The following is a 26266-nucleotide window of genomic DNA, read 5'->3' as shown; positions in this document are numbered from 1 at the left end:
TCCGTTACGCATATCAAAGCAGATCGTGTGCCAGGGAGCTTGACGGCAACGCCTCCACCACGCATATTTAACGTATTAGTTAATTAACGAAACAATGAGGTTCGAATGGCTAGCGATCAGCTCAGCACCATCTTCGCTGCCCTGGCGGACCCAACGCGACGGGCCATCCTTGCGCGGCTGGCGGATGGCGAGGCCACGGTCAACCAGCTTGCGGAGCCCTTCGAGATCAGCCTCCCTGCTGTTTCACGTCACCTGAAAGTACTCGAAGCCGCCGGACTGATATCCCGCAGCCGCTCCGCACAATGGCGATCAAGCCGTCTCGAGGCTGAACCCTTGCGCGAGGCCACCCAATGGATGGAGAAGTACCGCCGCTTCTGGGACACTAGCTTTGACCGGCTGGACGCGCACCTGAAAAGAATCCGGACCCAGGAAACCGAGGAAGACCGAAATGTCTGAACAAGCCACTTCAACCGACGAACTGATGCTGGTCATTACCCGGCATTTCAACGCATCCATCAACGTGTTGTGGTCCGCACTGACGGATCCCGACCAGGCGCCGCAATGGGTGGGTCCGCAGGGATTCCGCACGCCACGCGAAACCATCGAGGCCGACTTCGAAGTCGGCGGACGGTACCGGGCGTGCATGATTAAGGAAGAGACCGGGCAGGAGCTGTGGTGGAGCGGAATCCACACGCGGATCGATCCGCCCAGCCGCTTCGAATTCACCTCCGCCTGGGACAACGACGACGGCACCCGCGGCTTCGAAACTGAAGTCACTTTTGAACTGGAAGAGCTGGGCGGCGGAACCCGGATGATTTTCACTCAGGGGCCCTTCGACTCCGTGGAAAGCCGCGAGGGCTACGGCGGCGGCTGGGGCGAATCATTCGACCGGCTCGCCGCGCACATCGGGGCCGCTTAGTCCGCTCGGCCTGATCAGGCTTCCTCGTAAGGAACTGGTTAGTGAAGACCGGTTAGTCCAGGAGTGCCTGGGCGTCGAGCGTGGGTGACGGATGTTGCCGTCCCTGCACCTGTCCCTGCACGAGGCCCTGTGCTTCAAGCTCTTCGGAGCGGAGCGGGCGGAGCACGCAGAACTCGTTGCCGTCCGGATCCTTCATCACCACCCATGTGGCGTCCGGTCCCTGTCCGACGTCGGCCCGGGTGGCGCCAAGAGTTTCAAGACGCGCCACCTCCGCGTCCCTGTCGTCCGGCCGGAGGTCCAGGTGAAGGCGGTTCTTCAGTTGCTTGCGCTCGGGCACTTTGAGGAACAGGAGGTCCGGCGGGATGCCGGCTTCGGGGGCACCCGCCGGCGGTTCCAGCGCAATTTCGTCGTCGGACTCGAACGTCCGGCGCCAGCCCAGGGCGCGTTCCCAGAACGTTGCCGGCACCTGGGGGTTGGTGGAATCGATGCTCAGGCATTGGATGCGTAAGGTCATCCGAGCAGTCTGCCACCGGTAGGTGCCAGGGTAAAGGGTGGACGGGAGGGGGCTATGCCCGCCGAAAGGCGCCGCCGGTGAGAAGCGCGACGGCGGTGCCCTGGTTCAGTTCGGCCGCGATGGCAACGTCCTCCGCATATCCGCCGAAGATCAGCTCCCGGCCGCTGGAGCACTCCTCCAGGGCGTCTGTAAGCCGGGGTTCGGCTGTACTGAACGCGTTCAAGGCCCATTGTGCTTCCGGGGAAAAGCCGGCCCTCCGGTATTCCGGCAACGCGGCAAGGAACGCCCCCGCGCCCAGCTGATCCTCAACGGCCGGCCGCAACCCGCCGCCCGGCCATTGTTCACCCGCGGCGATCACGGAGATGACCGCGGCTGGAGGGAGATGACGGGCCGCCCACTGCGCCGTTGCCCGCGCATTCCGCAACGACACCGCAACCACCCTGGGCGCCAGGGCACCCAGAGCGTGCGAGATGGCGGATCCATTGGGCGAGGGCAGCACCACCCTGCTGAGTTCGGGCGCCCGGCGAAGGCTCGCCGGGGACAGCGTCGGCCCGGAAGAGCCCCGGCGGCCGGCAAGTTCGGCCCCGTTCTCAGCGGCAAACCCGGCTGCAGACTCGTCTTTCCACCGGTACGGCAGCACCTCGGCCCCACGATCAACGGCCACACTCACGCAGGTGGTGAAGGAGAGGACGTCCACCACAACGGCAAGATCGGCGCCGGATGAAACGGCCATGGCGCCGTCCAGCCCCCACTCGAAGCGGACGGTAAACGGCAGCTGACGGAGGGCGGCAAGCAGCTCACTCACGCGAGTTCGGCCTGGAGGTTCCGGCGGGCGGCGTCGAGCCACAGTTCGCGGGCACGGGGCGTGTGGAAGAGCGGCTCCAGCTCCAGCAACTGATGGACGACGGCGGCGCGGCCGGCCGCGAAGTCGGCGTCGCCGATGTGCGCATAGTCTTCCCGGACGGCGGCCACATAGCGGGCGTAGGGCTCAGGTCCGCCGCCGAGAACCGATAGGTCCGCGTCGCACAGGAGGGCGCCGTCGTCGTCCCCTCGTTCCGGACGGTGGTCCGAGGTCAGCTCGACCAGCCTGGCGATTTCCTCGACCTCCGCGGCGGGGAGCCCTGCCTCGGTGAGCCGGTCCTCGGCGAGCCTGGCTGATTCTTCCTCATCCTGGCCGGCGATGCCGCGGTAGACGGCGTCGTGGAACCAGGCCGCGAGCACTACCGTGCGGGGCGGCCCGGCGGGTTCCGTGAGCAGGTCCAGGGCTTCCAGGACGGCCAGCAGATGGGTGCGGCCGTGGTATTTCCGGTGCTCCTCGCCCCAACGGTCCAGTAGATCGAGGAAGAGGGCATCATGGCCGGGCATCACCCTTTCCCAGCGGTTGAGCAGAGGGACTTTGAGGGACTTGTTGCGCGCGCGGGCCGGGATCCGCAGGCCGCTGGCGATGAGTTTGCGGACCAGGATGCGGGCTTCCACCGGGATGGCGCCGGCTGCGACGAGGCTGTCGTAGCGGCGCTCCGGGACGTCGTAGTGGTCGCCGTCGAACCCGCGCTCCTGGATCTTGGCCGAGGCGGCAAACGCGTGCAGCTCCTCGAGTGAGGTATCGGAGATCAGGTGCGAAAAGTGTGTTGCGTGGGCGGGCCACAGCGGCGGATCGAGATAGATGGCCATGGGGGAAGTCTAATGCGGGGCGGCGGACCGGCTGGTTGCGCAGAGAGGTTGCGTTGGCAGGGAGATTGGGTGGACCTGGACATAGATTGTGCAGCTGAAAGCCGGTCGGCAGGGGTCGCGGCCTACGATGCCTGCTGAACGGCCGCATGAACTCCGGCCACAGCGAGCTCCGACGGCGGCCGGTTACCCCCTAATTGGACCGGCCGCCGGGTACATTAGCGCTAACGTGGCGCCGGATTTCGTGGGCAGTCAGCGCTACTTGCTGTTCAGCGCCGCAGCCTGTGCCGCGGCCTGCTTGCGGATTTCCGTAACCTTGGCGATTTCCGGCTCCAGCTGCTGCATCCTGGTGGTCAGGTACTTGTCCAGGACGGCGTCGAGCTGGCCTTGGAAGTTGCTCTGTTCTCGACAAGTGGCATCGGTGACCGCGATTTTGAACTCAGTCTGGCCGCCTGCGGACTGGCCGGCGGTGAGAGCATCGGACGGGCTTCCGAAGTTGGCGTAAGGAGATGCGGCCATGCAGGACGTCCATGAGCCGATGGCCTTCTGGAAGCCGGGGTCAGACATCGCCGAGCCGGCGGCAGCGTTCAGTGAATTCATGGCAACACCGGTGGCCAGTATGTAGTTTTCCACGCTGCCGTAAATCTGTCTGGCGGCCTCGCCCCCGCAACCGCCCCCACGTGTGCCCGTGCCATTGACTTTGACCATATTGTCCTCGGTGTTGGGGCCCATGTAAGCGGCCTCAAACGCAGGGTCAGCGAACATCAGGCTTTCCGGGGATCCTTCGGCCGGCTCGTGGGAGCCCGTTGGCCCCAGCGAGGCATATCCGCTGGCCTTGGCTGTGGCAACATCCAGCCGTTTGAAGCCGATGTTCGCACTGAAATCCACTTTGTGGGTGCTTATGGCGGGCACGAGGTTGAACCCAGCCGCAGCCATGCACTCCTTGATGACGGTGCCACGCCCCGCTTCGGCCGCAGTATCTGCGGTGGCGTAGGCCTGTGCCTGCGCGGTGATTCCGCTGACTGGCGAGCTTGAAGCCGTAATGCTGCCACCGGGAATAGCGGAAGCTGCCAGTGCTCCAGCGGCTCCCACGGCAAGTACCGCGAGGCCGATCAGTGTTCTTTTCATGGTTTTCCCCCAATCGTTGTACTTTGTGATTTTTTGATGAAGTGCTCGGATAAGGAGTCAGCCGCTGCCCAGCAGCCCGTTTTCGTAGGCATAGGCAACCAATTGGATTCGGTTCCGCAGTTTGAGCTTGGCCAGGATGCTGCCTACATGGGACTTCACCGTGGCTTCGCTCAGGACCAGGTTGGCCGCGATCTCCGCGTTTCCCTGGCCGGTGGCCGCGAGCAGGAACACGTCCTTTTCCCGGCCGGACAAGGCGTCCAGAGCAGTGGTGCTCGCAGCAACCGGGGTGGTGTAGTCGCGCAGCAGCTTATTGGTGGAGTGGGGTGCCATCACCGCGTGCCCGGAATGGACAGTGCGGATGGCGGCGAGCAGGAATTCGGGGGTGGCGTCCTTGGTCAGGAACCCGGCGGCACCGGCCTGGATGGCCCGGACCACGGCTTCGTCATGCTGGATGGTGGTGAGCACAATGATTTTCGGCGGGGTGCCGGACCCGGAGGAAATGGTGCGCGTGGCTGTGATGCCGTCCATCACCGGCATCCGGATATCCATCAACATCACATCAGGCCCGACGGCGGCCGCCAGTTCCACGGCAGCCTCACCGTCCCGGGCCTCACCCACAAAATCGAGGTCGGGCTGGCTGCGCAGGATCATTTTGAGTCCGGCGCTGAACAGCGGCTGGTCATCCACCAGTGCTATACGGATGGTCGGTATGGTCATGGCCGTTTCGTTCATGGGAGCAGCGCCTCCACTTCGAATCGGTTCCCGGTGGCGACCGCCGTGAGCGAGCCCCCCACCGCCGTCGCACGTTCCTTCATTCCTGTGATGCCCCGGCCGGAACGGGCGTCTTTCGCCGCCGGCCTTCCAGCTGCGCCCGCATCAGCAAGAGCGGAACTGACCCGCACCCGCAGCCCTCCGGATTCGGGACGGACGGAAACGCTGGCGCCCTGCGGCCGGTCGCCGTGTTTGAAGGCGTTCGTAAGGCTCTCCTGGACCAGCCTGTAGGCGGTGAGATCCTGCAACGGGGTGAGTCCGGGAAGCTCGATGGCGGAGTCTACGGCCACGGGCATGCCGCTCCCGGCGAACTGCGCAGCCAGCTCTCCAAGATGCTGGACAGACGGTGCCGGGCCGGGCTGGGCTGTGTGGGAACCCGCGGAACGGGTGCCTGCCGGGGCCGGACCTTCCATCATGCGGCGGGTCTCCACCAGGGCTGTCCGTGCTGCTGAAGCAATAATTTGAGCCGATTCTTCTACGCACTCCGGCTCGCTGCGGTGGATATAGCGGATGCCTTCGGCCTGCGCGGTGATCACTGTTAGCGAGTGGGCGAGGACGTCATGGAGTTCACGGGCAATCCGGTTGCGTTCCTGTTCCACGGCAAGCTGGGTGGCTTTGTGATGGAGCTCGGCTTCGGCACGGAGTTGGGCCCTGCGGCTGCGGGAGACGTTGTTTGCGGCGAGGCCTGCGGCCACGGCAGCAAGATTGAAGGCTGCGAAGGCACCGAACACCAGGAAGACATAGGTTCCGGTCCGCAGCGAGCCCCGGCCGTACAGCTGGGAACCGAACACAAAATTGATCCAGGTGCCGCCGTCGTTGAACCAGTTGACGGCGATCAGCCCCGAGGCGGCCACGGCGAAGGCCGGCAGCAGCCAGCGGTGCCGGCCTTTGTAGCCCAGGGTGGCGAAGAACAGGGCCAGGGGTACGGCAACATAGCTGAGCACGCCGGACACCATGACCACCGGAAGCACCTTAAAAGCCTGAAGGATCAGCGCAGCGGACGTAAACGCCATCGCGCCCAGCGGTACTAGTTGGGCACCAGCCACGGCTGCCACCAATGCCAGAAGCAGGGCGCTGTCCCGGTTGAAGCCCCGCTCCTCAAGAACCATCAGTGCCGTGAGTATGGCGAGGGCCGTCGCCGGTGGCGCCGCTGGGCGGACCAGTGCTGCGGTGGCCCGGCGGAGGCGCTTCAGGAAGGTGAACATGAATCCACCCTATGCGGGTAGTTGTGCGCGCGGCGCCGGAATCTCAGGAGTTCAACCCGGAGGATGAGCAAGTTCCACCGGGATGATGAAACGGCTGTCAGAAAGCCGGTGGGCAGGCTCCGCCCCCGCCGCAGCCAGGTGGGGTGAAGAGGACAGGACGAATGCAGTCACATTCTGATTTGAGGAATAGATTCGCAGATTCTCCCGCAAATGCGGATTATGCTGGGGAAATGCCCACTATTCGCATTTCTGAAGCAGCCCGGTTCCTGGGCGTCAGCGACGACACCGTACGGCGCTGGACCGAGAACGGCAACCTGACCCCGGTGAAGGATGCCTCGGGCCGGTTGGCCGTGGATGGCCTCGAGCTGGCACGGCTTGCAAAGGACCAGGCACAGCTGCCGGACAATCCCGCAAGAACGGGCAGCTCTGCACGCAACCGGTTCGTCGGGCTGGTCACTGGCATCACGGCGGACAAAGTCATGGCCCAGGTGGAACTGCAGTGTGGGCCCTTCCGGGTGGTGTCGCTCATGAGCAGCGAGGCCGTGCGCGAGCTTGGCCTTGAACTGGGTTCCGTGGCCACCGCGGTGGTCAAAGCAACCACAGTGATAATCGAATCACCGCAAGGAAAGAGCATCCTTTGAAACTGTCCATGAATTCCACAGCTGCCATCTTCGTTGCCGGAGCAGTCGCAGTGTCCCTGGGCCTTGCCGGCTGCGGAGCGGCCACCACCGGCTCCTCGCCTACCGGCACCGGTGCTGCCGGCGGGACCTCCACGCTCTCTGGCACGCTCACCGTCTTCGCGGCGGCCTCGCTCAAGGCCACCTTCACCAAGCTCGCCGCTGATTTCGAGGCCAGGAATCCGGGAACCAAGGTCACGCTGAGCTTCGCGGGATCCTCGGACCTGGTCACGCAGATCACCCAGGGTGCGCCGGCTGACGTTTTTGCCTCTGCAGACAGCAAGAACATGGGCAAGCTCGCGGACGCATCCCTCCTTGACGGCACGTCCAGCAACTTTGCCACCAACGTCCTGGCCATCGTCGTGCCGCCCGAAAATCCGGCCAAAATCAGCAGCTTTGGCGATCTGGCCCGGCCCGGCGTCAAAGTGGTGGTCTGCGCCAGCCAGGTACCGTGCGGCGCTGCGGCCAAGGCCGTCGCCAAGGCTGCCGGAACCACCCTGAACCCGGTCAGTGAGGAATCCTCGGTCACGGATGTGCTCGGCAAGGTCACCTCCGGTGAGGCCGACGCCGGTCTCGTGTACGTCACGGATGTAAAAACGGCCGGAGATAAGGTCAGGGGCATTCCGTTCGCAGAGTCGAGCCAGGCCATCAACACATACCCCATCGCCACCGTGGCAAACAGCAGGAACAAGGAACTGGCCGCGGCCTTCATCAAAATGGTGACCGGCAGCGAGGGCAAACAAGTCCTGGCTGACGCCGGATTCGGCACGCCCTAGGCGTGCAGCCGGCATCCAGGGGCGCCGCATGGACTCTGCCAAAAGCACCCGCATGAAGGGCCGCAACCCCGGCTCCTACACGGGTATCACATCCTGGATCTATGCCGTCGCGGCGTTGGGCGGCCTTTTGGTGCTCCTCCCGCTGGCGGCCATGGTGGCCAAGGTCAACTGGGCGCAGTTCATCCCGCTGATCACGTCCGAATCCTCAGTCACCGCACTTGGCCTCAGCCTCCGGACATCCGGGGCGAGCACGGCCCTGTGCATCGTGCTCGGCGTGCCCATCGCGTTGGTCCTGGCCCGCGGGAGCTTCCCCGGCCAGCGGCTGCTGCGCTCGTTTGTGCTCCTGCCGCTGGTCCTGCCGCCGGTGGTGGGCGGCGTAGCGTTGCTGTACACCTTCGGCCGGCAGGGGCTGCTGGGCCGGAATCTTGAGGCACTGGGTATCCAGATCGCTTTCTCCACCACTGCTGTGGTCCTTGCCCAGACCTTCGTGGCGCTGCCGTTCCTGGTGGTCAGCCTCGAAGGTGCACTGCGGACTGCGGGCGGCCGGTACGAGGCCGTGGCGGCGACGCTCGGCGCCCGTCCCAGCACCGTGCTCCGCCGCGTCACCCTGCCGCTGGTCCTGCCCGGCCTCGCTTCGGGAGCGGTGCTCTCTTTCGCCCGCAGCCTGGGCGAATTCGGGGCCACCCTCACCTTCGCCGGCAGCCTGCAGGGGGTGACCCGGACGCTGCCGCTGGAAATCTACCTGCAGCGCGAAACGGACGCGGACGCCGCCGTCGCCCTTTCACTCGTCCTGGTTGCTGTGGCCGTGACGGTGGTGGCACTCGCCTATCGCGGTCCGACCACGCTGGGAACCCCGTTCACGGCCAAAACCATGCCAGGGACGACGCCGGCGCCCGCCACCAGCGGGAGCCTCCAGTGACAGGGGCATCCGCGGCGTTTCGGCTGGACGCCGCCGTAGACGCGCGCCGCTTCGACGTTTCGCTCACGCTCGGCCCGTCCGAGACCGTGGCCATCATGGGTCCCAACGGTGCCGGGAAATCGACGCTGCTCGCCGTGATTGCTGGGCTGCTGCACCCGGACAGCGGCCAGGCCCAGTTGGACGGCACGGTGCTGTTTGATCTCGCCGGGGGCCGCGGTACATGGACTGCGCCGCACCACCGCGGCACGGCACTTTTGGCCCAGGAGCCGCTGCTGTTCCCGCACCTGAGCGCCTTGGAGAATGTGGCCTTCGGGCCAAGAAGCGCCGGAGTTTCCAAAGCCAAGGCAAGGGAAACTGCAGCGCATTGGCTCGCCGAGGTGGACGCCGCGGCCCTTGCCCTGCGCAGGCCGGCCCAGCTGTCCGGAGGTCAGGCCCAGCGTGTCGCGGTGGCGCGGGCGCTCGCGGCAAATCCCGGGCTGCTCCTGCTCGATGAGCCCATGGCTGCCTTGGACATCCATGCGGCCCCGCTGCTGCGCCGTCTGCTCAAACGCGTACTCGCCGACCGCAGGGCCATCATCATCACCCACGATGTCCTGGATGCACTGATGCTGGCAGACCGGGTGATCGTGCTCGAAGATGGCCGGATCGTGGAGGAAGGGCCCACCCGGGACGTCCTGCAACGCCCTCGCAGCAGCTTTGCCGCGGGGCTGGCCGGGCTGAACCTGGTGACGGGCACGGTCACGGCACAAGGCATCAGGACCGACGCCGGCCAGGATTTCGCCGGCCAGCATGATCCCGAAGCCGGGCCAGATGGCGAACCCGGCCCCCTCACGCCCGGGCTGGCAGGCGTGGCTGTCTTCCCGCCGTCGGCCGTTTCTGTTTTCCTGACGGAAGCCCATGGAAGTCCCCGGAACTCGTTTCCGGTGACCATCACGGACCTCGAGCCGCACGGCGACCAGATCCGCGTCCGTGCCGGAGAAGCGGGGGGAATGTCTGCGGACATCACGCCGGCGGCCTCGGCGGACCTTGGCCTGGCGCCGGGGATGAGCGTGTACTTCGTGATCAAGGCCGGGCTGGTGTCCATCTACCCGGCGTAGCGGATCTCCCACCCGCGTGCATCGCAGGACTCAGTTATTCGTGTACCTCAAGGCGGAAAGTCGCTGGCCAGGCCAGACACCGGTGTGAGTATCCAACGCTCACCGACATTCTCATAGCTGATCACCATGGATTGGCTGGAGTCGTTTGCTGCATCTATGGCCAGCAACAATGCGTCCTGCATCTGCCGGGCATGGTCGAGCCTTTCCGCCTGGGTCCCCACGAGGTCGCTGTCGTCGATAAGGACGAAGGCCTTGCCTCCCGCGACGGCTTTCACCGCATATCCCGTCTCCTCGTGGACCGACCCGCGGGAAGTTCCAATTTCAGTGACGTGGCCTGCCCGAATCAGGCCCTGGCTGGCGGTACGAATCCACACGTCACCCATTTGAACTCCTTTGGTCCCGATCTACTTGCGATCACTGACGTTTTCATTTCGCGGCCGCCACAGTAGCCGTCAGATAGCTTCATACCGATTTGGCGACGAAAGCAGCGTACTTGGGAAAGCCGATGAAATTTCCCGAGGAGCGGCGTATTAGCCAGCGTAAACCCAAAAACCAGATCCCGGGAGCCGGCGAGTGAGCTGCCGCGAGGATTTCGGACAGCGGAATTAGTGAATTCTTCTACGCTGCCAGGGCTGGCTGTTGATAACCATAGTGGACTTCGTTAGGCCGTCGGTAACCGAGCGCTGAGTGTCGGCGCCGACTATTGTAAAATCCCTCGATGTAGCGGATAACGTCACTGCGTGCTTGTGATTTCGTGGCGTAAACGGTCCGGTAAACACGCTCGTTCTTGAGCATCGAGAAGAAAGATTCCGCCATACTGTTATCCCAACACACGCCCGTGCGGCCCATCGATGAGCGCATCCCCAGACTGGTCACCAAGGCCCGAAACCCGGCCGAGGTATACACGCTGCCGCGGTCCGAGTGCCAGATCGCGTCAGGCTCGATCAGGGTCGTTGCGGCGGCGTTGTTGAGGGCGTCCGCCACGAGTTCAGTGCGCATGTGATCGGCGATCGACCAGCCGACGACCTTCTTCGAGTAGCAGTCAATGACGGTGGCCAGGTAAATGAACCCCTGCCAGGTGTGGATGTAAGTGATGTCGCCGACGAACTTCACCCCGGGACGTGTGGCGGTGAAGTCACGCTTGACGAGGTCAGGCATGTTGGCCGCGGCCAACGCGTCGGCCTCGGTGGTCGCCCGGAATGGCCGCGGCTGGCAGGCCAGGAGGCCCTCCTGGCGCATGACCTGCCGCACAAGCTCGGGCGAACATTCAATCTGTTCCGCCGCGAGGTCGGCATGGATTCGGCGATACCCGTACGTTCCTTCGGACTCCTCAAAATAGTGCTGGATCCGCGCTATCAGTGCCTTGCGCCGGGTGGCAGTCGCCGATTGCGGGCGCGTCAGCCAGTGGTAGAAACCGGACGTTGAGACTCCCAACCAGCGGCACATTTTCACGACCGAATTCAGGTTGGCGGGCTCAGTCTTTTGGGAGTCGATGTATTCGTACTTGCTCACTACCGCTGCTCCCGCGCGAAGTAAGCGGCTGCTTTTTTCAGGAACAGAGTCTCCGCGCGCAGCTCCTGATTTTCCCTCTCGAGCTCCTTCAGGCGGGCCCGCTCCGAGACCGTCAGGTCCGTCTCAGTGCCGCCGTTGGCCTCGCGGTATTTGTTCAGCCAATTGCGCAGAGTCTCGGGGCCGACACCGTATGTGGTGGCAACGTCCTTGATGGGCTTGGACGTGTTGATCACCTCACGGCACAACTCGTCTTTGAACTCCTGGGTGAAACGCCGGCGTGCTGCAGTCATGCTGATCTCTACTTTCAGTAGACCCCCATTTTAAGAGGGCCCACTGTCCGAGAACTCCGCGGCAGCTCAGAGGCAGGTCCCTGGCGTTGTACTCACCGAAGGTGCTCCGGGTCAGCTCGCCTCCGAACACCGTCTGGTAAAAGTCCATCGCTTGCGGGGCCGTGTCGCGGAATCCAAGGTAGGGGTTGAGGCGGGTGGTCATGAGTCAGGCTCCTCGCTCGTCGGGTCCACGCTGGGATTATTGATCAGGTGCGGCAGGCAGGGGACGACCCGTGCCGTCCGCACCACGTTCAGGGTGCGGCTCCGACGGAGGCTGTTGCAACGGGGTCAGCGGCCGGCGTTGTAGTGCGTGGTGACTTGGCCGGGTGTCAGGGCGGCGGTGTAGGCCGCGGCGAAGCGCAGGGAGCCCTTGTAAAAGAAGTTGGCGGGCTGGGTGGCCCCCCAGCCCGCCAGGTTGTCATAGCCGATACGCCAATACCCGGCGTAGCTTTGGCCGGTCGTGGTGGCCGGGTCGGTGGCGACTTTCTGTGCGTCGATGTACAGATTCATTCCGGCGCCGGAGAGGGTGGCGACGGCGTGGTGCCATGTTCCGTCGGTGTAGCTGAGCGGGCTGGTGATGGTTTTGACCTGGTTGGGGTAGACGCCGAAAACGACCTGGCCGGTGTCGGTGAGGTACAAGTGGCGGTCGTAGGCGGTGGAGGCGCCGGTTTGGGCGTTTCCGAACCCGATCAGTTTCCCTCCGCCGGTGGAGGTTTTGAACCACACCTCGATGCTGAAGGTGTTCCCGGAGGCCCGTTGGGTGGGGGTGGAGACGTAGCTGGTGGAGCCGTTGAGCGTATAGGCGCCGCCGGCGTCCCGGGGGCAGGCAGGTTTGGTGGCGGTGTCGCCGGTCATCGGGCCCCGGTAGGTGCCTGGGGTGTTGTTGTTTGAATAGTCGCCGGCGAAGGCGGAGCCCGTCGCTTCGTTGAGGCGGTAGGCGAACAGGGCGCCGGCGATGTCTGCCCGCACCGCCTCGGTGCACAGAAAGTAGGCCGCTGTTCCTGCCTCGTTCGTCGGGTTGGTGATCCGTGCCGAGTATCCCGAGGTGGTGGAGGGTGTGAACAGAGCCAGCAGACACAGTGCTGCAAGTACGGTTGCAGTGACGGCGCTGCCGGGCCGGGTCCGTCGACCCCGGCGCGCACCGGCGGCCGGGCGGCACGTCATGTGCGGGTGCTCCGGTTTTTGACGAGCCCGGGGAGGCTGCAGGCCAGTGACCACAGGAGCGGGAGGGCGCAGATGAGCATCAGCAGGATCCAACCGGCGGGCGGCAGGTCCAGGGCCGAGGCCATCTGGTAGTGGTCCGTCCCGTCCAGAGAGGGAAGCGGGACCTGTCCGACGCTGCCGGCTGTCAGATGTGCCGGGTCTCCGCCTTCGGCATGGACACTGATGGGGAGCATGCCGGTTGAGACCACTGTCGCCTGGGGCGTTCCCTCCATCATGCCTGCTGCAAGGATGCTGATCCCGATAAAGGGGCGCAGAATGATGGTGGCCACGGAAATGACGAGCGGTACCCCGACGATCCGCAGTGGAATCCGCTGGCTGAGGGGAACGAACCGGCCGGTCAGGATCCATAGCCCGGCGATGCCGGGGATGAGAATGGGCAGTGCCCGGATGAGCCATCCGAGGCCGGGTACGGTGATGGACTTTCCCACCAAATCTCCGCCGGTCAGGGTCCAGGGGTCATCCGCGCCGTTGAGGTCCCCGCGGGTGAGGATTCCTCCCGCCGCGGTGAGGGCCCGCACGCGGTGGGTGTAGGTCTGATCCGGCGCGGTCGGGGGATGGAAGGTGACGACGTCCCCGGCGCGGATGTCTTCTGCCGGCTCCGGGAAGGTGAGGACGAGCGTGCCCACCGGGGCGGCTTCTGCCATGGACGGGGTGCTGATCACGAACCAGCGTCCGCCGGCCAGTGAGAACAGGAGCGCCCCGGTCAGCAGGATACCCAGGATCGCGGCCAGTACAACGACGGCACCCCGTCGCCAGGCTCCCCCACGGCGCCGGGGCGGGGGCGTCCGGATGGTGTCCGGAGCGGTCCGGGTGTCCAGGATTGTCATGTGCCACCTTCACTGGAGAGGGGCCCGGGGCGGCGGTGTGCCGCACCGGTTGGCCCGGGTCAGGGTCTAGCTGGCGAAGGTCCAGGTCAGGGGCAGTGACGCGGCGAGGCCCTGGTAGGTGTTGCCTGCGGAAGTGTCCAGGGTCACGGCAATGGTGAAGGGGACGCTGGCACCCGCCGCGGGGGCTGCGGGCATGGTGATCGCGGTGGCCAGTGCCCCGGCCAGGGTGGCCGCAGAGCCGGTGAAGACGGTGGTGGCACCGGAGGTGATGACGACGTTCAGTTTCGCGCACAGATCCGTGGCGGTGCCGTTCTGGGCGCCGTTCAGGGACTGGGTGCAGATCGCTCCCGGGGTCAGCGTGAACGTGCGTGCCGCGACTGAACCGGCGTTCTTGATCGTGATGGCCGTTGTCACCGCAGGACCGCCCGGGACCATGACGGTGCTGCCGCCGAATTTATTGATCGTCGAGCACGTCGCAGAGTTTGTCGAGACGCTGCCGCCGTCGGTGCTCAGGCATGTCACCGGAGCCGCACCCGTGGTCTGCTCCTGCATGACCAGTGAGCCGGACGCGGCCGTGTTCGCGCTGTTGGTGATGCTGGCAACAAAACCGGACAGGGTTCCGGTCAGGGACAGGGACAGCAGCACCGTACCCACCAGCCCTGCCAGCAGAACGGTCGGGGCAAAATGGCGGCGCTTCGGCGCGGCAGCAGAATCGGACATGGCGGAGGCCTTTCACAAAACGGGACATGGCGGAACCGGGGAATCTTGCATGCCGACACCGGCGGGAGAGAATGCGGCTTGGCCGGCCGCGTCGCCCTGGGGCAGGGACGGAGTGAACACTACCGGACTTAACGCGGTATTCAAATTACATGATTTCCAAGCAGTACTGTCCTGCCTGATGAGTGATACCGACGAGCGCCATCGCGGGGAGTAGGAGCGGTCGAAGAGTATGATTACTTGATAGTCAAGTCATATCAGGAGCCGTACCATGATCGATCCCGCCGCCCCCGGTGTCCCGCAGCCGACAGCCGCCGCGGGCGGACCCCCGGTCCAGGACAGCGCAGCTGCGGCGGACGTGCGGGCCGTTGTCAAGGCGATGCGGCGCCTGGACATCGGCAACGGCCGGCTCCGGGTCCGGCTGGCCAGGGAACTGGACGTGAGCGTGGCAGAACTCAATGCCCTGGCGTTCGTCCGGGACGGCGGACACCTCACGCCCAAACAACTCTCGCGGGACCTGCACATCACCACCGGATCCGTCACATCGATGATTGACAAACTCGAGCGCTCAGGCTTTCTGCAGCGCAAGCCCAACCCGGCCGACCGGCGGAGCCTGCTGCTGCAGCTGACCCCGGCCGGAGACCACGCGATGAGCTGGGTCTATGATCACTTCCACCGCGCCGTCGTCGCCGCAGTCATCCGGGGCGGCATTCCGACCGAACTACAGCTGACGCAGTTCCTCGATGCGGCGGCAGCCGCACTTGAAGACCTCTCGGAACACGTACCGGACTCACGATCTGAAAACGCCCTGTGAAGTCGTTTCCTGGCCGGACCAGCTATAGTGCCCTCCTGCTGGCGGCGTAGTCTGATCGCAGAAGGTCATGAATGGGAGGTCCCTCCATGGCAACGGATTCCACCGCGGACGGCCACCAGCCGCCGGTCCCCGGTCCGGCGACTTCGCCACCAGGAGCCAGGCCCCGGATCACCGGGCCGCCATGGTCTGGGCAGCAGCGGCAGCCGGACTCGTGGTGCTGGTCCTGCTCATAGCGTTCATCCTGCAAAACCAGGACATGGTCACGCTGCGCTACTTTGGCCTCGCCGGGACCGTATCACTCGGCGTCGCCCTGTCATCGGCGCCGTGGGCGGCGGCGTCCTGGTGGCCATTGCCGGCGCTGCCCGCATCATCCAGCTCAGGTCAGCCGCCCGCCGGTCTACCGGCAGGACCTGAGCCCGGAGAGGCTGCGGCCATGTCCGCGCACCGTGAGCGGATAAGCCCGTCAAGAAGAGCCGGGCCCGGTTGCGCCTGCGGTGGCGCGGTCATCCGGGACAGGACCCGGTGGAGGACCTGCGCGAATGCTGCCGCGCTTCCACGGCCGTGGACAAGGCCCTGGGTGAGGCGATCCAGGCAACTGTTGCCGCCGGGATCCCGTGGCGTGACATCGGCCGGGTTCTTGGCGTGGCGGAAGCTGACGGGTCCAGGCGGGACGTCATCGATGCTCTGGCGGCGAGCAGGCGCGAGTTGTGGCACCGGGGAGCCGGGCGTTCAGATGCGTAAAACGCCTGTGTGCGGGCTGTTGCCCTGCTTCGGACCGCCCCGCCGGAACATGACCAACGGCGGCAGGAACCGGCACGGTCACGGCAGCCCCGGCTGTACTGGGTCGAAGAATCGGTGGCCGGTCGGGTTTGCGGTGGTTCCGTCGTGGGACCTGGCCTGGACAAAGGCCCTTTCCTCCGCGGAGAGCACGGTTTCTCCGTGGGCGTCGGTCTCGGCGTTTTCACCGGTTTCGGTGTTGATGGCGGCCGTGATGGTGCGCGGCACGATCACGCATCCGGGATTGTCGATGAACCATTGCCGGGTGGCCGGCGAGAGCCGGTCCCACTGTTCCTTGATGTGCATGTCAGTCATTTCTGCCTCTTATGGTAATAGGCCTGCGTCGAGCTCACCAGCACATGGCCCATCAGCTCGGCGAGTACATCAACCGCGACGTCGGCGTCGGCGTGCCGTCGCATATGGATTGCTGGCCCCCGGCTGCTGCGATCCGATCGTATTGAAGACCCAACCCGGCGGGCGGCTCCTTGGGGGACCCGTCCGCCGGGTTTCTTTGTGTCCAGGCGGAGTGTCGGCCGCAATGGCTGGACAGTACCTTCGCTCTGGGTAAGCATGGACCTGAGGGGAATTGCTCAAAGTTGAGCGTAGTACACTCAACTTATTAGCCGCATATCCGCGAAAGGAGCTCTCTTTGGACGCCAAATTCACTACCAAGAGCCAGGAGGCTCTTTCGGCAGCAGCCATGAATGCCTCCACGGCCGGGAATCCACAGGTGGAACCCGCCCATCTGCTCAAGGCTCTGATGGATCAGCGGGAGGGCGTCGCCGTCGCGCTTCTCCGCGCTGCCGGCAGCGATCCCGATACTGTCAGCACGCAGGCGAGCACAGCCATCAAGGCGCTGCCGGCCAGCTCCGGCGGATCCGTCCAGCAGGCCCAGCTGTCCCGCACGGCCCTGCAGGCCATCCGGAATGCCCAGAGCGAGGCGGATAAGGCCGGGGACAGCTACGTCTCCACGGAAATGCTCCTGCTGGGGCTCTCCGCCGGGAGTGACAGCGTCGGGAAATTAATGCGCGACGCCGGAGCCTCCAGCGAAGCGCTGCTGGCCGCATTGCCGGGTGTCCGTGGCGACCGCAAGGTCAACTCGCCGGACCCGGAAAACACCTTCCAGGCCCTGGAAAAGTTCGGCACGGACCTCACCGCGATGGCGCGCTCCGGCAAGCTTGACCCGGTGATCGGTCGCGATGCCGAAATCCGCCGGATCATCCAGGTCCTGAGCCGCCGCACCAAAAACAACCCGGTGATCATCGGCGAGCCAGGCGTGGGCAAGACCGCCGTCGTCGAAGGCCTGGCACAGCGGATGGTGGAAGGGGACGTTCCGGAAAGCCTGCGCGGCAAAACTCTCATCGCCCTGGACCTTGCCTCCATGGTGGCCGGCGCCAAGTACCGCGGCGAGTTCGAGGAGCGTCTCAAGGCCGTCCTGGAGGAGATCAGGAACTCGGACGGGCAGATTGTCACCTTCATTGACGAGCTCCACACCGTGGTGGGAGCCGGTGCCACCGGGGACAGTTCAATGGATGCCGGGAACATGCTCAAGCCCATGCTGGCGCGCGGCGAGCTGCGGCTGATCGGCGCCACCACACTGGATGAGTACCGCCAGAATATTGAGAAGGACCCCGCGCTGGAGCGACGCTTCCAGCAGGTGTACGTGGGCGAGCCCAGCGTTGAAGATACCATCGGAATCCTGCGCGGGCTCAAGCCGCGTTACGAAGCCCACCACAAGGTAGTCATCGCCGACTCCGCACTGGTTGCGGCGGCCACGCTGTCCAACCGCTACATTGCCGGGCGCCAGCTGCCGGACAAAGCCATTGACCTGATGGACGAGGCCGCGTCCCGCCTGCGTATGGAGATCGATTCAGCACCGGAAGAGATCGATCAGCTGCGCCGTTCCGTTGACCGGCTCACCATGGAGGAGCTGGCGCTCGCCCGGGAGAAGGACGCTGCCTCGTTGGAACGCCTGGCCGCGTTGCGTGCGGACATGGCGGACAAAAATGAAGCGCTGTATGGCCTCAAAGCCCGCTGGGAGGCCGAGAAAGCCGGGCTGAACCACACCGGTGATCTGAAGGCCAGGCTGGACGAACTTCGCTCAGCGGCGGACAAGCACCAGCGCGAAGGCGACCTCGAGGCCGCGTCCCGCATCCTCTACGGCGAAGTTCCCGCACTGGAACGGGAGCTCACCGCGGCCGCTGAAGCCGAAACGGCGCGGGAGGCAAGCGGGGCAGCCAAGCCTGAGCTGATGGTTGCCGAGAATGTCACCGCGGACGATATCGCCGAGGTCATTTCGGCCTGGACCGGCATCCCTGCCGGGCGCATGCTGCAGGGCGAAAGCCAGAAGCTGCTGGACATGGAGCACGTGCTCGGCCAGCGGCTGATCGGACAGTCCAAAGCCGTGGCTGCGGTGTCCGATGCCGTGCGCCGTGCGCGTGCCGGCATCAGCGATCCCAACCGGCCCACCGGGTCTTTCCTGTTCCTGGGCCCCACCGGCGTGGGCAAGACCGAACTGGCCAAGGCGCTGGCTGACTTCCTCTTCGACGACGAACGCGCCATGGTGCGGATCGATATGTCCGAATACTCCGAGAAGCACACCGTGGCCAGGCTTGTGGGCGCGCCTCCCGGTTACGTGGGCTACGAGCAGGGCGGCCAGCTGACGGAGGCGGTCCGCCGTCGGCCGTATTCCGTGGTGCTGCTGGACGAAGTGGAGAAAGCGCACCCGGAAGCATTCGACATCCTGCTGCAGGTACTCGACGACGGGCGCCTCACCGACGGCCAGGGCCGCACCGTGGACTTCCGCAACGTGATCCTGGTGCTCACCTCCAACCTCGGCAGCCAGTTCCTGGTGGACCCGTTGCTGGACGCCAAGGCCAAACGGGAAGCGGTGATGGCGATGGTGCAGTCCTCGTTCAAGCCCGAGTTCCTGAACCGCCTGGACGAGGTGGTGCTGTTTGATCCGCTGAGCGTTGAGGAGCTGGCACGGATTGTTGAGCTGCAGGTTGCCGAGCTGACCGCACGGCTCCACGGGCGCCGGCTCTCGCTGCAAGTGACCGACGGCGCGCGGGCCTGGCTGGCGATGTCCGGCTTCGATCCGGCCTACGGCGCCAGGCCATTGCGCCGGCTCGTGCAACGTGAGATCGGCGACCGGCTGGCCAAGGCCATCCTGGCGGGGGACATCTCGGACGGTGATACCGTGCTGGTTGACACCGCGGCCGACGTCGACGAACTCACCATAGAGGGGCTGGAAGCCCTTGAAGGGCCCGACGGCGGTGCTCCCGCCGGCAGTGGGCTCTCCGTCCGGCGCAAGGCCTGAGCAGCCGTCTGGGCGTATCAGGGGAGCACTGTGGTCATGATGATGTTGCCGGCGTCCGCGATGACGTAGCAGTCCACCCGCCGGTCGCCCTTTGCCCAGCTGGTGGTGCTGGGGTAGGCGCGCTGGAAGTTCAGCGTGTACTGGTTGGACGCTGCGGTCAGTTTGGCGGCCTGGCAGGCTTCCAGCGCCTTGGCCCTCAGCGCCTCGCTGCCCGGATAGGAATCGCTGCCCGGGTACCGGTACACCGCAACCAGTTGCGCTGAATGGCCGGTATCGCAGGCAACCTGGGAAGCATCCATAGCCTCCGGATCGAAATCCTTGAAGCAGTCTCCCAGCTGGAAATCCAGCGGGCTTACGCTATTCCGGGGCAGCGGGAGGGCGCCGGCCGGGGGAGCTGCTGAGGATTCAATCGCCGGGGAATCGCCGGAGCCGGCTGCGCCGCCGGGTGAACCGCTTTGCGGGCGGCTGTTGGCGTTGATCAGGAGTGTGGCAACCAGCCAGGCCAGCAGACCTGCCACGATGAGGAGGCCGAGGACAAAGCCGGCCTTGAGCAGGCCTTGGTTGGAGTTGTCCGTCTGGCCGGCGTTCACCGGGCCGCTGTTAACAGGGGCACTCTTGGCGGGCGCGCTGTAAACTCGGGCGCTGTCGGCAGGGGTGCTGTCCACCGGGGCAGGCGGCACCCGGGGGTGTCCTGCCGTTGGTGGGGCAGCGGGACGGGGCGGTATGGCTCCCGGCCTGTCGCCGTGCGTCTTGTCGCCGTACGCTGGGTCCTGATCGTTCACCGAGTACGGTACTCCTCCCTGCGTTCGCTCCACGTTGAGCCACCGGCCCTGGCGGCCGGATGTGCAGTCGTCTACGTGACTCTACCGAACAAAAAACACCTGTCACCCGCAGCTGAGTGACAGGATCGCCGCGACATTGCCGCCGGCGGCGCCGTCCGGCGAGCAGTTGCCGCCGAAAGCATGTAATCTAGGTGTACGACAAATTGACCAAACATTCCGGGGCCTCACCAATCGCCAATGGTGACCACCTCCGGTCCGAGTACACAAAGGGGGTCACGCCATGGGGCGCGGCCGTCAAAAGGCAAAAGCTACCAAGCAGGCTCGGGATATCAAGTATTATTCCCCGAACACTGACTATTCGGCCCTTCAGCGGGAGCTCAAAGGCCCAGAGGGTCGTGCCACGAGCCATTTCGCGAATGACCCGGTTGAACCGGATTATTCAGCATATGTGGATAAGTACGCGGACGATGTGGAAGACGACGACGAGGTAGACACCCGTCGCATCGGTTAGTTGTCGCAATCTGAAGTTGCCTTAAGGCACTCAGCTGCGCGCCGTCGTCGTACGCTGCACTGTACGGCGCATCTTTCCAGCACCCCGGCGCTTCGCTCAATGCGGTGCCGACCATAGTTATCAGGCCCGCCACCCCCACCGGATTCCGGCGCGGGTGGCGGGCTTTTTTGTTGCTTCCTTGCGGACTGTTGTCAGTGTCAGTGCCCCGTACTAGGTTGATCGTGGAGCGGATCCGCATTGACCGGGTGACCGCAAAAGTCAGCGAGAGGGAGTTTTATGCCGCAGCTTGGGAACGGGATGCAGGTTCACGGTGGCTGAACCAGTAAAGGAGCCGGGCGGTTTCAGCCACGGCGAACCGTGCTGGATAGATGTTCAGACCCGGGATGTGGCGGCGGCGACGTTGTTCTACGCCGCAGTCTTCGGCTGGCAGTATAAGGACCTGCCCACACCGGACGGCCGCAGCTACTCGCAGGCTTTCCTGGACGATGACCTGGTCACGGTTATTGCGCCGCAGAACCCCCATCAGGAAGCATTAGGCGGACACGCGCAGTGGAACGTCTACTTCGCCGCTGACGACGCCCGGGCTGTTGCAGAGGAGGCCGTCCCTGCGGGCGGGGAGGTGCAATTCTGCCCGGAGGACGTCGGGGAGACCGGCACCATGGTGTTCGTGGAGGCCCCGGGTGGCGGCACCACGGGTGTGTGGCAAGCTGGCACCCACAAGGGAACGGCCCGGTACAATCAGCCCGGAGCGTTTGCCTGGGCTGAACTCATGACGCCGGAACCGCAGGCCGCCGTCGGATTTTTCCAGCAACTGTTCGGTCATGAGGTGACCGAATACCCGCAGGACGACGGCGGTTCCTACACCACGCTGATGGTGAACGGCGCCGAGGTCGCCGGGATCGCCAAGGCGGATCCGGATCCGGACGCGGGCAGTGGGACACTGGGCTGGCAGATCTACTTCGGGGTATCCAGCGTGGCCGAGGCAATTCTGGCTGCCGTGGCTGCGGGCGCCGAGGTGCTCGTGGAGCCATTTGCAGTGGAGGAAGCCGGCACGATCGCCACATTGAAGGACCCGCAGGGCGGGGTGTTCAGCCTGCTGGAGGTTTAAGCGGTATCGAGGGCTCCGTAACTGCCGTTATGAGGGTTCCAAAGGGCTGTTACGGAGCACTCAATGAGAGGCCTAAGCGTAGGCGTTCACTAGGCGGACAGCGCCGCCGTCAACACCCTTGGCGCCCTGGACGTAGTCCGGGCCGGTCTTGATGATCGAATCCGAGTTCACGGAAACAGTACCCATGACCCAGGACGGCAAGCCGCGGTCGTTCAGGCGGGCCACTGCGGCGTCTGCGGCTTCGGCGGACACGATTGCCACCATGCCGACGCCCAGGTTGAGCGTGCGCTCGAGGTCCGCCAACGGGACGTTGCCCAGTTCGGCGACCAGTTTGAAGATGGCGGGCAGTTCCCAGGTGGCGCGGTCAACGGTGGCAATGAGGCCCTGCGGCAGCACGCGCGCCAGGTTGGCGGCCAATCCGCCGCCGGTGACATGGCTGAAGCCGTGCACGGCCTTGCCCCGTGCGGAGCCGTTCACCGGGAAGGTGCGCGCTAGGTCCAGGCAGTCTGCGGCGTAGACGCGGGTGGGCTCCAGCAGTTCCTCACCCAGCGTGCGGCCGAGTTCGGAGACCTGGCGGTCCAGCGCCCAACCTGCGTGGTTGATGACGCGCCGGACCAGGGAGTAGCCGTTGGAGTGCAGGCCGGAGGAGGCCATGCCGATCACCACATCACCGGCACGGACGCGGTCCGGGCCCAGCAGGGAATCGGCTTCAACAACACCGGTGGCTGCGCCGGCAACATCGTATTCGTGCTCGCCCAGCAGGCCCGGGTGCTCTGCCGTTTCGCCGCCTACCAGTGCGGTGCCGGCAACGGAACAGGCCGCTGCGATGCCGCGGACGATGTCCGCGATGCGCTCCGGAACCACCTTGCCGCAGGCGATGTAGTCGGTCATGTAGAGCGGTTCGGCACCCACCACCACGATGTCATCCACCACCATGCCCACTAGGTCGAAGCCGATGGTGTCGTGGATGTCCATGGCCTGGGCAATGGCCACCTTGGTGCCCACGCCGTCAGTGGATGTGGCCAGCAGCGGGCGCTTGTAGGTGAGGAGCCTGGAGACGTCGTACAGGCCGGCGAAACCGCCGACGCCGCCGATCACCGAAGCGTTGTGGGTCGCCTTGACGGCACCCTTCATCAGCTCGACGGCGCGGTCGCCCGCTTCGACGTCGACGCCGGCCGAGGCGTAGGTGATTCCGGCGGTGTTGTCAGCGGCTGGAGATGCGGAAGTCATACTGGCTCTTTCTTGTCAGCGCCGATTTTGGTGGCGTCGAGGTAACGGTCAGCGTCGGTCAGCAGGTTTTCGAACTCGGCGTCCGGCCCCGGATCGCAGCCCGTGGCCCCGGGCTTCTCGGCGGGGTCGTCGTCGGCCGGGACTTCGTCGGACGGGCTTGTGGACGTGGGGGGAAGGCCGCCGAGGTCCGTGCGTTCCAACAGGTTCTTCCCCTGCTTGTCCGAGCCCGGGAGCTCGATGGGGTACTTGCCCGTGAAACAGGCGGTGCAGAGGCGCTCGCGCGGCTGCTGGGTGGCGCCGATCATGCCGTCTTCGGAGATGTAGGCCAGCGAGTCCGCGCCGATCGCCTGGCGGATCTCCTCGACTGTGGCGCCGTTGGCGATAAGCTCCGCCCGGGAGGCGAAGTCGATGCCGTAGAAGCACGGCCACTGCACTGGAGGGGACGAAATCTTGACGTGGACGCTGGCGGCACCGGCCTCGCGGAGCATGCGCACAATGGCACGCTGGGTGTTGCCGCGGACGATGGAGTCATCCACCACTACAACGCGCTTGCCGCGGATCACGGATTCCAGGGCGTTCAGCTTGAGCCGGATACCCAGCTGGCGCAGCGTCTGGGAGGGCTGGATGAAGGTGCGGCCAACGTAGGAGTTCTTGACGAACCCGTGGGCGAACGGGATGCCGGATTCCTCCGCGTAGCCCACGGCGGCGGGGGTGCCGGATTCCGGGACGGGGATGACGATATCCGCTTCCTGGGTGTTTTCACGGGCCAGCTGGCGGCCCATCTCCACGCGGGCTTCGTACACTGAGCGGCCGGCGATGGCGGCGTCCGGGCGGGCAAGGTAAACGTATTCGAAAACGCAACCGGCCGGCGTCGCGTCCGCAAAACGCTGTGAGCGGACGCCTTTCTCGTCGATGGCGATGAATTCACCCGGTTCGATTTCGCGGATAAAGCTTGCGCCCACGGTGGCCAGGGCGGACTGCTCGGAGGCGACGACCCAGCCTCGTTCCAGCCGGCCCAGGACCAGCGGGCGGATTCCGTAGGTATCGCGGGCTGCGTAGAGGGTGCCTTCGTCCATGAACACGAAGCAGAAGCCGCCCTTGATCTTGGGCAGCAGCTCGACGGCCGTCTGCTCTAGGGACTTGCCTTCTTCGCCTTCAAGGAGCGCCGTGACCAGAGCCGTGTCGGAGGTGTTGCCCTGTTTCATCTCGCCGCTGAGCTGGCCATCGTTGAGCTCCAGGATCATGGCCTTGAGCTCGGCGGTGTTGGTGAGGTTGCCGTTGTGGGCCAGGGCCACGGTGCCGGTGGAGGTGGCGCCGAGTGTGGGCTGGGCGTTGGCCCAGTGACTGGCTCCGGTGGTGGAGTAGCGGCAGTGGCCCACGGCCAGATGCCCGGTCAGGGTGTTCAGCGTGGTCTCGTCGAAGACCTGGGAAACGAGCCCCATGTCCTTATAGACGTTGATCCGCTTGCCGTCGCTGGTAGCAATACCAGCCGACTCCTGACCGCGGTGCTGCAGTGCATACAGCCCGTAATAGGTGAGTTTTGCTACTTCTTCACCTGGTGCCCAGACCCCGAAAACGCCACAAGCGTCTTGGGGGCCTTTTTCGCCAGGGAGAAGATCATGAGAAAGTTTTCCATCGCCGCGTGCCACTGGTCGATTATCTCACGATATGGGGTAAGTCTTGTCCGGCCGGGGCTTTATGACCGGCACTCTGCATCGGGACCGCCGGTGGTTACGCGTCATCCTTGGTATAAGGCACGGATTCGACGACGGCGTGGCGGGCGCGCCGGACGCTCAGGCGGTCCAGAACCAGGGCGGTGATAGCGCCGAGGATCACGCCGCCGGCACCGAACATCACCAGAAAGAAGCCGAAAACCGAGTTGCGATCGTAGCTTGCGTCGCCGGGGAGCGCGTAGGCGACCACCCCGGCCACAGCAATGCCCACCAGCCCGCCCAGGATCAGGAACGGGACGAACCGGGGTGCGCTGCGGACGGTGATTCCGCGGCGCTCGGGGGATGCCTCCGGAGTCGCCGCGGGTGCTACGGGTGTTGCTGCGGGCGCTACCTCCGGCGGGATAGCTGCCGGCGGGATGTTGGCCGGCGAGGTGGTGTTCCCGCTGCCGGAGGTGTCTTCGGAATCCATGCAATCTAGCCTACTGCCCACGCTGCGCAGGAAATGTTCCCGCGCAGCCGGTGCTGACCCGGCGCGGCGAACGGGAATGCGCAACTTTTGGGCGCAGACGGCCACTCAAAGGCCGCCAATCCGCGGATCGCCCTCGTATTGACCGCTGGTAGTTACGCAGTCCCGTACGCACGCCGGAACCCGCGCGGGGGCAGGCCCTAGTGTTCCGTGTTAATGTTTTGTTTGCGTTTCATCTTGCCCAGGAGATAGTCCGCTGATTTGGTCCAGGTGAATGGTTTGGCGTCCTGGTTGTAGTTCTCGATGTAGCGTTCCATGGTTTGTTCCAGCTCTTTCACCGAGCTGAACGCACCGCGTTTGAGGCACTGGCGGGTGATGATCCCGAAGAAGATCTCCACCATGTTCAGCCAGGAACAGCTGGTTGGGGTGAAGTGCAGGCGCACGCGCGGGTTTTTGGCCAGCCAGTCCTTCACGTTCTGATGCTTATGCGTCGCGTAATTGTCGCAGATGACATGCAGTTCAACCCCGGGGTGGGCGTCGGCGACCCGGCCCAGGAAATCGACGAACTCGATGTTGGTGTGCTTTGGGTAGAAGGCGTTCGCGCTGAGTTTGCCGGTGAGGACCTCCAGGGCGGCGAACAAGGTGGTGGTGCCGTTGCGTTTGTAGTCGTGGGTCTGCTGCAGCGGGTGCGTCGAGGACAACGGCTGATCCGGGCCGGTGCGGGACAGCGCCTGGATTTGGGTTTTCTCATCGATGCTCACGACCACCGCGTTTTCCGGCGGGGACATGTACAGGCCCACCACGTCCCGGAGCTTGAACTCCAGGGCGGGATCAGTGGAGAACTTGAACGTCTCGATCCGGTGAGGCTGGATTTTCCAACGGCGCCAGATGCGGGCCACCGAGGAAAAGGAGACTCCGTGGCGTTCGGCCATGATGCGGGCGGACCAGTGCGAGATCCCAAGCCCGGCCGGCGGCTTCCCATCGTTGGTCAGGGTGTCCGCGATCAGGGCAAGCTCGTCGATCTCCCGCTCCCGTCCCGGGCGCTGGACATCGGACAGGGCCTCGATCCCGCCCTCGGCATAGCGGTTGCGCCACTTCAAAACCGTGGGTGCCGAAAACCCGGTGATCTTCTCGATCTGGATATTCGGCATCCCGTCGGCAGCCAACAAAACCGTGCGCGCCCGCAACGCCAATGTCGCGGAGGAAGAATTCCCACGAGTCAACGCCTCCAAGAACCCCCGGTCCCCGTCACGCAATTCCAAAGCCCTTGCCAGATAAACCATGGATCAAGTCTGACAAAAAA

The 26266-nt window shown here is 65.0% G+C and carries 28 protein-coding genes; 11 read left to right on the top strand and 17 right to left on the bottom strand.

Translation table 11 applies throughout. The features are described 5' to 3' along the window. The first annotated feature begins 105 nt into the window (after positions 1-105). Positions 106-456 carry an ArsR/SmtB family transcription factor gene (locus ACQCST_RS18465; protein WP_426997169.1) on the top strand — a complete coding sequence of 117 codons (351 nt, stop codon included), beginning with the start codon at positions 106-108 and terminating at the stop codon, positions 454-456. Next, positions 449-919 carry an SRPBCC family protein gene (locus ACQCST_RS18460; protein ID WP_426997167.1) on the top strand — a complete coding sequence of 157 codons (471 nt, stop codon included), beginning with the start codon at positions 449-451 and terminating at the stop codon, positions 917-919. Before ACQCST_RS18465 ends, ACQCST_RS18460 begins: the two co-directional genes overlap by 8 nt. A gap of 52 nt (positions 920-971) precedes the next feature. On the opposite strand, the gene ACQCST_RS18455 is transcribed toward ACQCST_RS18460, so the two are convergent. From ACQCST_RS18455 to ACQCST_RS18430, 6 genes are all read right to left on the bottom strand, one after another. Continuing rightward, entirely contained in the window at positions 972-1433 is a 462-nt protein-coding gene (locus ACQCST_RS18455) for a VOC family protein (protein ID WP_426997165.1), read from the bottom strand. 52 nt (positions 1434-1485) lie between these two features. Next, complete coding sequence (locus tag ACQCST_RS18450; RefSeq protein ID WP_426997163.1) at positions 1486-2238, bottom strand: 2-phosphosulfolactate phosphatase; 753 nt, start codon at positions 2236-2238, stop codon at positions 1486-1488. After that, the gene (locus ACQCST_RS18445; protein ID WP_426997162.1) at positions 2235-3104 is read right to left on the bottom strand and encodes a DUF4031 domain-containing protein; all 870 of its coding nucleotides are present in this window, start codon (positions 3102-3104) and stop codon (positions 2235-2237) included. Before ACQCST_RS18445 ends, ACQCST_RS18450 begins: the two co-directional genes overlap by 4 nt. A gap of 255 nt (positions 3105-3359) precedes the next feature. Next, the gene (locus ACQCST_RS18440) at positions 3360-4229 is read right to left on the bottom strand and encodes a hypothetical protein (RefSeq protein WP_426997161.1); all 870 of its coding nucleotides are present in this window, start codon (positions 4227-4229) and stop codon (positions 3360-3362) included. A gap of 57 nt (positions 4230-4286) precedes the next feature. Further along, on the bottom strand, positions 4287-4946 hold the full coding sequence (locus tag ACQCST_RS18435; protein WP_426997160.1) for a response regulator: 660 nt from the start codon (positions 4944-4946) through the stop codon (positions 4287-4289). Positions 4947-4957: 11 nt separating this feature from the next. Then, positions 4958-6205, bottom strand: coding sequence for a sensor histidine kinase (locus ACQCST_RS18430; RefSeq protein WP_426997159.1), 1248 nt, complete (start codon positions 6203-6205; stop codon positions 4958-4960). Between the two features lie 230 nt (positions 6206-6435). Between ACQCST_RS18430 and ACQCST_RS18425 the strand changes: the two genes are divergently transcribed. The 4 genes from ACQCST_RS18425 to ACQCST_RS18410 are packed head-to-tail and all read left to right on the top strand — an operon-like array spanning position 6436 to position 9674. After that, positions 6436-6846, top strand: coding sequence for a TOBE domain-containing protein (locus ACQCST_RS18425; RefSeq protein WP_426997157.1), 411 nt, complete (start codon positions 6436-6438; stop codon positions 6844-6846). 8 nt (positions 6847-6854) lie between these two features. After that, positions 6855-7658, top strand: a complete 804-nt coding sequence (modA, locus tag ACQCST_RS18420) for a molybdate ABC transporter substrate-binding protein (protein WP_426997156.1) — start codon at positions 6855-6857, stop codon at positions 7656-7658. A 52-nt stretch (positions 7659-7710) separates the two neighbouring features. Next, complete coding sequence (locus ACQCST_RS18415) at positions 7711-8577, top strand: ABC transporter permease (RefSeq protein WP_426999217.1); 867 nt, start codon at positions 7711-7713, stop codon at positions 8575-8577. After that, positions 8574-9674: a sulfate/molybdate ABC transporter ATP-binding protein gene (locus ACQCST_RS18410; RefSeq protein ID WP_426997155.1), complete on the top strand. Its 1101-nt coding sequence runs from the start codon at positions 8574-8576 to the stop codon at positions 9672-9674. The genes ACQCST_RS18415 and ACQCST_RS18410 overlap by 4 nt, the downstream gene beginning before the upstream one ends. 47 nt (positions 9675-9721) lie before the next feature. Here ACQCST_RS18410 and ACQCST_RS18405 read toward each other — a convergent pair whose 3' ends face one another. The 5 genes from ACQCST_RS18405 to ACQCST_RS18385 all read right to left on the bottom strand — a co-directional run bounded on the left by ACQCST_RS18405 (position 9722) and on the right by ACQCST_RS18385 (position 14286). Then, positions 9722-10057, bottom strand: coding sequence for a hypothetical protein (locus ACQCST_RS18405; protein WP_426997154.1), 336 nt, complete (start codon positions 10055-10057; stop codon positions 9722-9724). 235 nt (positions 10058-10292) lie between these two features. Then, positions 10293-11476, bottom strand: a protein-coding gene (locus ACQCST_RS18400) for an IS3 family transposase (protein ID WP_426995638.1) whose coding sequence is annotated in 2 segments (ribosomal slippage) — positions 10293-11215 and positions 11215-11476 — 1185 coding nt in all. Because the reading frame shifts where the segments join, the coding sequence is not laid out codon by codon here. 327 nt (positions 11477-11803) lie between these two features. Continuing rightward, positions 11804-12679, bottom strand: a complete 876-nt coding sequence (locus ACQCST_RS18395; RefSeq protein ID WP_426997153.1) for a LamG domain-containing protein — start codon at positions 12677-12679, stop codon at positions 11804-11806. After that, positions 12676-13566 carry a S26 family signal peptidase gene (locus ACQCST_RS18390; protein ID WP_426997152.1) on the bottom strand — a complete coding sequence of 297 codons (891 nt, stop codon included), beginning with the start codon at positions 13564-13566 and terminating at the stop codon, positions 12676-12678. Before ACQCST_RS18390 ends, ACQCST_RS18395 begins: the two co-directional genes overlap by 4 nt. A gap of 66 nt (positions 13567-13632) precedes the next feature. Next, on the bottom strand, positions 13633-14286 hold the full coding sequence (locus ACQCST_RS18385) for a hypothetical protein (RefSeq protein ID WP_426997151.1): 654 nt from the start codon (positions 14284-14286) through the stop codon (positions 13633-13635). Positions 14287-14554: 268 nt separating this feature from the next. Here ACQCST_RS18385 and ACQCST_RS18380 point away from each other — a divergent pair, with 268 nt between their 5' ends. Together ACQCST_RS18380 and ACQCST_RS18375 are read left to right on the top strand one after the other, a co-directional pair. Further along, positions 14555-15097 (top strand): MarR family winged helix-turn-helix transcriptional regulator, encoded by a 543-nt coding sequence (locus ACQCST_RS18380; protein WP_426997150.1) that lies wholly within the window; start codon positions 14555-14557, stop codon positions 15095-15097. 522 nt (positions 15098-15619) lie between these two features. After that, positions 15620-15838 (top strand): hypothetical protein, encoded by a 219-nt coding sequence (locus ACQCST_RS18375; protein ID WP_426997149.1) that lies wholly within the window; start codon positions 15620-15622, stop codon positions 15836-15838. A gap of 78 nt (positions 15839-15916) precedes the next feature. Here ACQCST_RS18375 and ACQCST_RS18370 read toward each other — a convergent pair whose 3' ends face one another. Then, a complete protein-coding gene (locus tag ACQCST_RS18370; protein WP_426997148.1) occupies positions 15917-16189 on the bottom strand; it encodes a hypothetical protein in 273 nt (90 codons plus the stop codon). A gap of 334 nt (positions 16190-16523) precedes the next feature. Here ACQCST_RS18370 and clpB point away from each other — a divergent pair, with 334 nt between their 5' ends. Then, positions 16524-19193: an ATP-dependent chaperone ClpB gene (clpB, locus tag ACQCST_RS18365; RefSeq protein ID WP_426997146.1), complete on the top strand. Its 2670-nt coding sequence runs from the start codon at positions 16524-16526 to the stop codon at positions 19191-19193. A gap of 17 nt (positions 19194-19210) precedes the next feature. On the opposite strand, the gene ACQCST_RS18360 is transcribed toward clpB, so the two are convergent. Then, a complete protein-coding gene (locus ACQCST_RS18360) occupies positions 19211-19858 on the bottom strand; it encodes a septum formation family protein (protein ID WP_426997145.1) in 648 nt (215 codons plus the stop codon). 397 nt (positions 19859-20255) lie between these two features. Between ACQCST_RS18360 and ACQCST_RS18355 the strand changes: the two genes are divergently transcribed. Then, the gene (locus ACQCST_RS18355; RefSeq protein ID WP_426997144.1) at positions 20256-20486 is read left to right on the top strand and encodes a DUF3073 domain-containing protein; all 231 of its coding nucleotides are present in this window, start codon (positions 20256-20258) and stop codon (positions 20484-20486) included. Between the two features lie 310 nt (positions 20487-20796). Then, entirely contained in the window at positions 20797-21594 is a 798-nt protein-coding gene (locus ACQCST_RS18350; protein ID WP_426997143.1) for a VOC family protein, read from the top strand. 72 nt (positions 21595-21666) lie between these two features. Here ACQCST_RS18350 and purM read toward each other — a convergent pair whose 3' ends face one another. From purM to ACQCST_RS18330, 4 genes are all read right to left on the bottom strand, one after another. Next, entirely contained in the window at positions 21667-22824 is a 1158-nt protein-coding gene (purM, locus tag ACQCST_RS18345) for a phosphoribosylformylglycinamidine cyclo-ligase (RefSeq protein WP_426997142.1), read from the bottom strand. Next, a complete protein-coding gene (gene purF / locus ACQCST_RS18340) occupies positions 22821-24473 on the bottom strand; it encodes an amidophosphoribosyltransferase (protein WP_426997141.1) in 1653 nt (550 codons plus the stop codon). Before purF ends, purM begins: the two co-directional genes overlap by 4 nt. A gap of 82 nt (positions 24474-24555) precedes the next feature. Then, on the bottom strand, positions 24556-24966 hold the full coding sequence (locus ACQCST_RS18335; protein ID WP_426997140.1) for a hypothetical protein: 411 nt from the start codon (positions 24964-24966) through the stop codon (positions 24556-24558). Between the two features lie 197 nt (positions 24967-25163). Then, complete coding sequence (locus ACQCST_RS18330) at positions 25164-26246, bottom strand: IS630 family transposase (protein ID WP_426997139.1); 1083 nt, start codon at positions 26244-26246, stop codon at positions 25164-25166. Between the last annotated feature and the right edge of the window lie 20 nt (positions 26247-26266).

The organism is Pseudarthrobacter sp. N5, from assembly GCF_050157035.1.
Lineage (GTDB): Bacteria > Actinomycetota > Actinomycetes > Actinomycetales > Micrococcaceae > Arthrobacter.
Note: the sequence above shows the minus strand (reverse complement) of the source record. Positions and strands in the feature narration are given on the sequence as shown.

Excerpts from the sequence above, each read along its gene's own strand:
- ACQCST_RS18415 (WP_426999217.1), top strand. The coding sequence starts at position 7,711 with ATGAAGGGCCGCAACCCCGGCTCCTACACGGGTATCACATCCTGGATC.
- ACQCST_RS18465 (WP_426997169.1), top strand. The coding sequence starts at position 106 with ATGGCTAGCGATCAGCTCAGCACCATCTTCGCTGCCCTGGCGGACCCA.
- ACQCST_RS18455 (WP_426997165.1), bottom strand. The coding sequence starts at position 1,433 with ATGACCTTACGCATCCAATGCCTGAGCATCGATTCCACCAACCCCCAG.
- ACQCST_RS18395 (WP_426997153.1), bottom strand. The coding sequence starts at position 12,679 with ATGACGTGCCGCCCGGCCGCCGGTGCGCGCCGGGGTCGACGGACCCGG.
- modA (WP_426997156.1), top strand. The coding sequence starts at position 6,855 with ATGAATTCCACAGCTGCCATCTTCGTTGCCGGAGCAGTCGCAGTGTCC.
- ACQCST_RS18335 (WP_426997140.1), bottom strand. The coding sequence starts at position 24,966 with ATGGATTCCGAAGACACCTCCGGCAGCGGGAACACCACCTCGCCGGCC.
- ACQCST_RS18370 (WP_426997148.1), bottom strand. The coding sequence starts at position 16,189 with ATGACTGACATGCACATCAAGGAACAGTGGGACCGGCTCTCGCCGGCC.
- purM (WP_426997142.1), bottom strand. The coding sequence starts at position 22,824 with ATGACTTCCGCATCTCCAGCCGCTGACAACACCGCCGGAATCACCTAC.
- ACQCST_RS18355 (WP_426997144.1), top strand. The coding sequence starts at position 20,256 with ATGGGGCGCGGCCGTCAAAAGGCAAAAGCTACCAAGCAGGCTCGGGAT.
- ACQCST_RS18380 (WP_426997150.1), top strand. The coding sequence starts at position 14,555 with ATGATCGATCCCGCCGCCCCCGGTGTCCCGCAGCCGACAGCCGCCGCG.
- ACQCST_RS18425 (WP_426997157.1), top strand. The coding sequence starts at position 6,436 with ATGCCCACTATTCGCATTTCTGAAGCAGCCCGGTTCCTGGGCGTCAGC.
- ACQCST_RS18440 (WP_426997161.1), bottom strand. The coding sequence starts at position 4,229 with ATGAAAAGAACACTGATCGGCCTCGCGGTACTTGCCGTGGGAGCCGCT.
- ACQCST_RS18405 (WP_426997154.1), bottom strand. The coding sequence starts at position 10,057 with ATGGGTGACGTGTGGATTCGTACCGCCAGCCAGGGCCTGATTCGGGCA.
- ACQCST_RS18460 (WP_426997167.1), top strand. The coding sequence starts at position 449 with ATGTCTGAACAAGCCACTTCAACCGACGAACTGATGCTGGTCATTACC.
- ACQCST_RS18330 (WP_426997139.1), bottom strand. The coding sequence starts at position 26,246 with ATGGTTTATCTGGCAAGGGCTTTGGAATTGCGTGACGGGGACCGGGGG.
- ACQCST_RS18390 (WP_426997152.1), bottom strand. The coding sequence starts at position 13,566 with ATGACAATCCTGGACACCCGGACCGCTCCGGACACCATCCGGACGCCC.
- ACQCST_RS18435 (WP_426997160.1), bottom strand. The coding sequence starts at position 4,946 with ATGACCATACCGACCATCCGTATAGCACTGGTGGATGACCAGCCGCTG.
- ACQCST_RS18430 (WP_426997159.1), bottom strand. The coding sequence starts at position 6,205 with ATGTTCACCTTCCTGAAGCGCCTCCGCCGGGCCACCGCAGCACTGGTC.
- ACQCST_RS18445 (WP_426997162.1), bottom strand. The coding sequence starts at position 3,104 with ATGGCCATCTATCTCGATCCGCCGCTGTGGCCCGCCCACGCAACACAC.
- ACQCST_RS18385 (WP_426997151.1), bottom strand. The coding sequence starts at position 14,286 with ATGTCCGATTCTGCTGCCGCGCCGAAGCGCCGCCATTTTGCCCCGACC.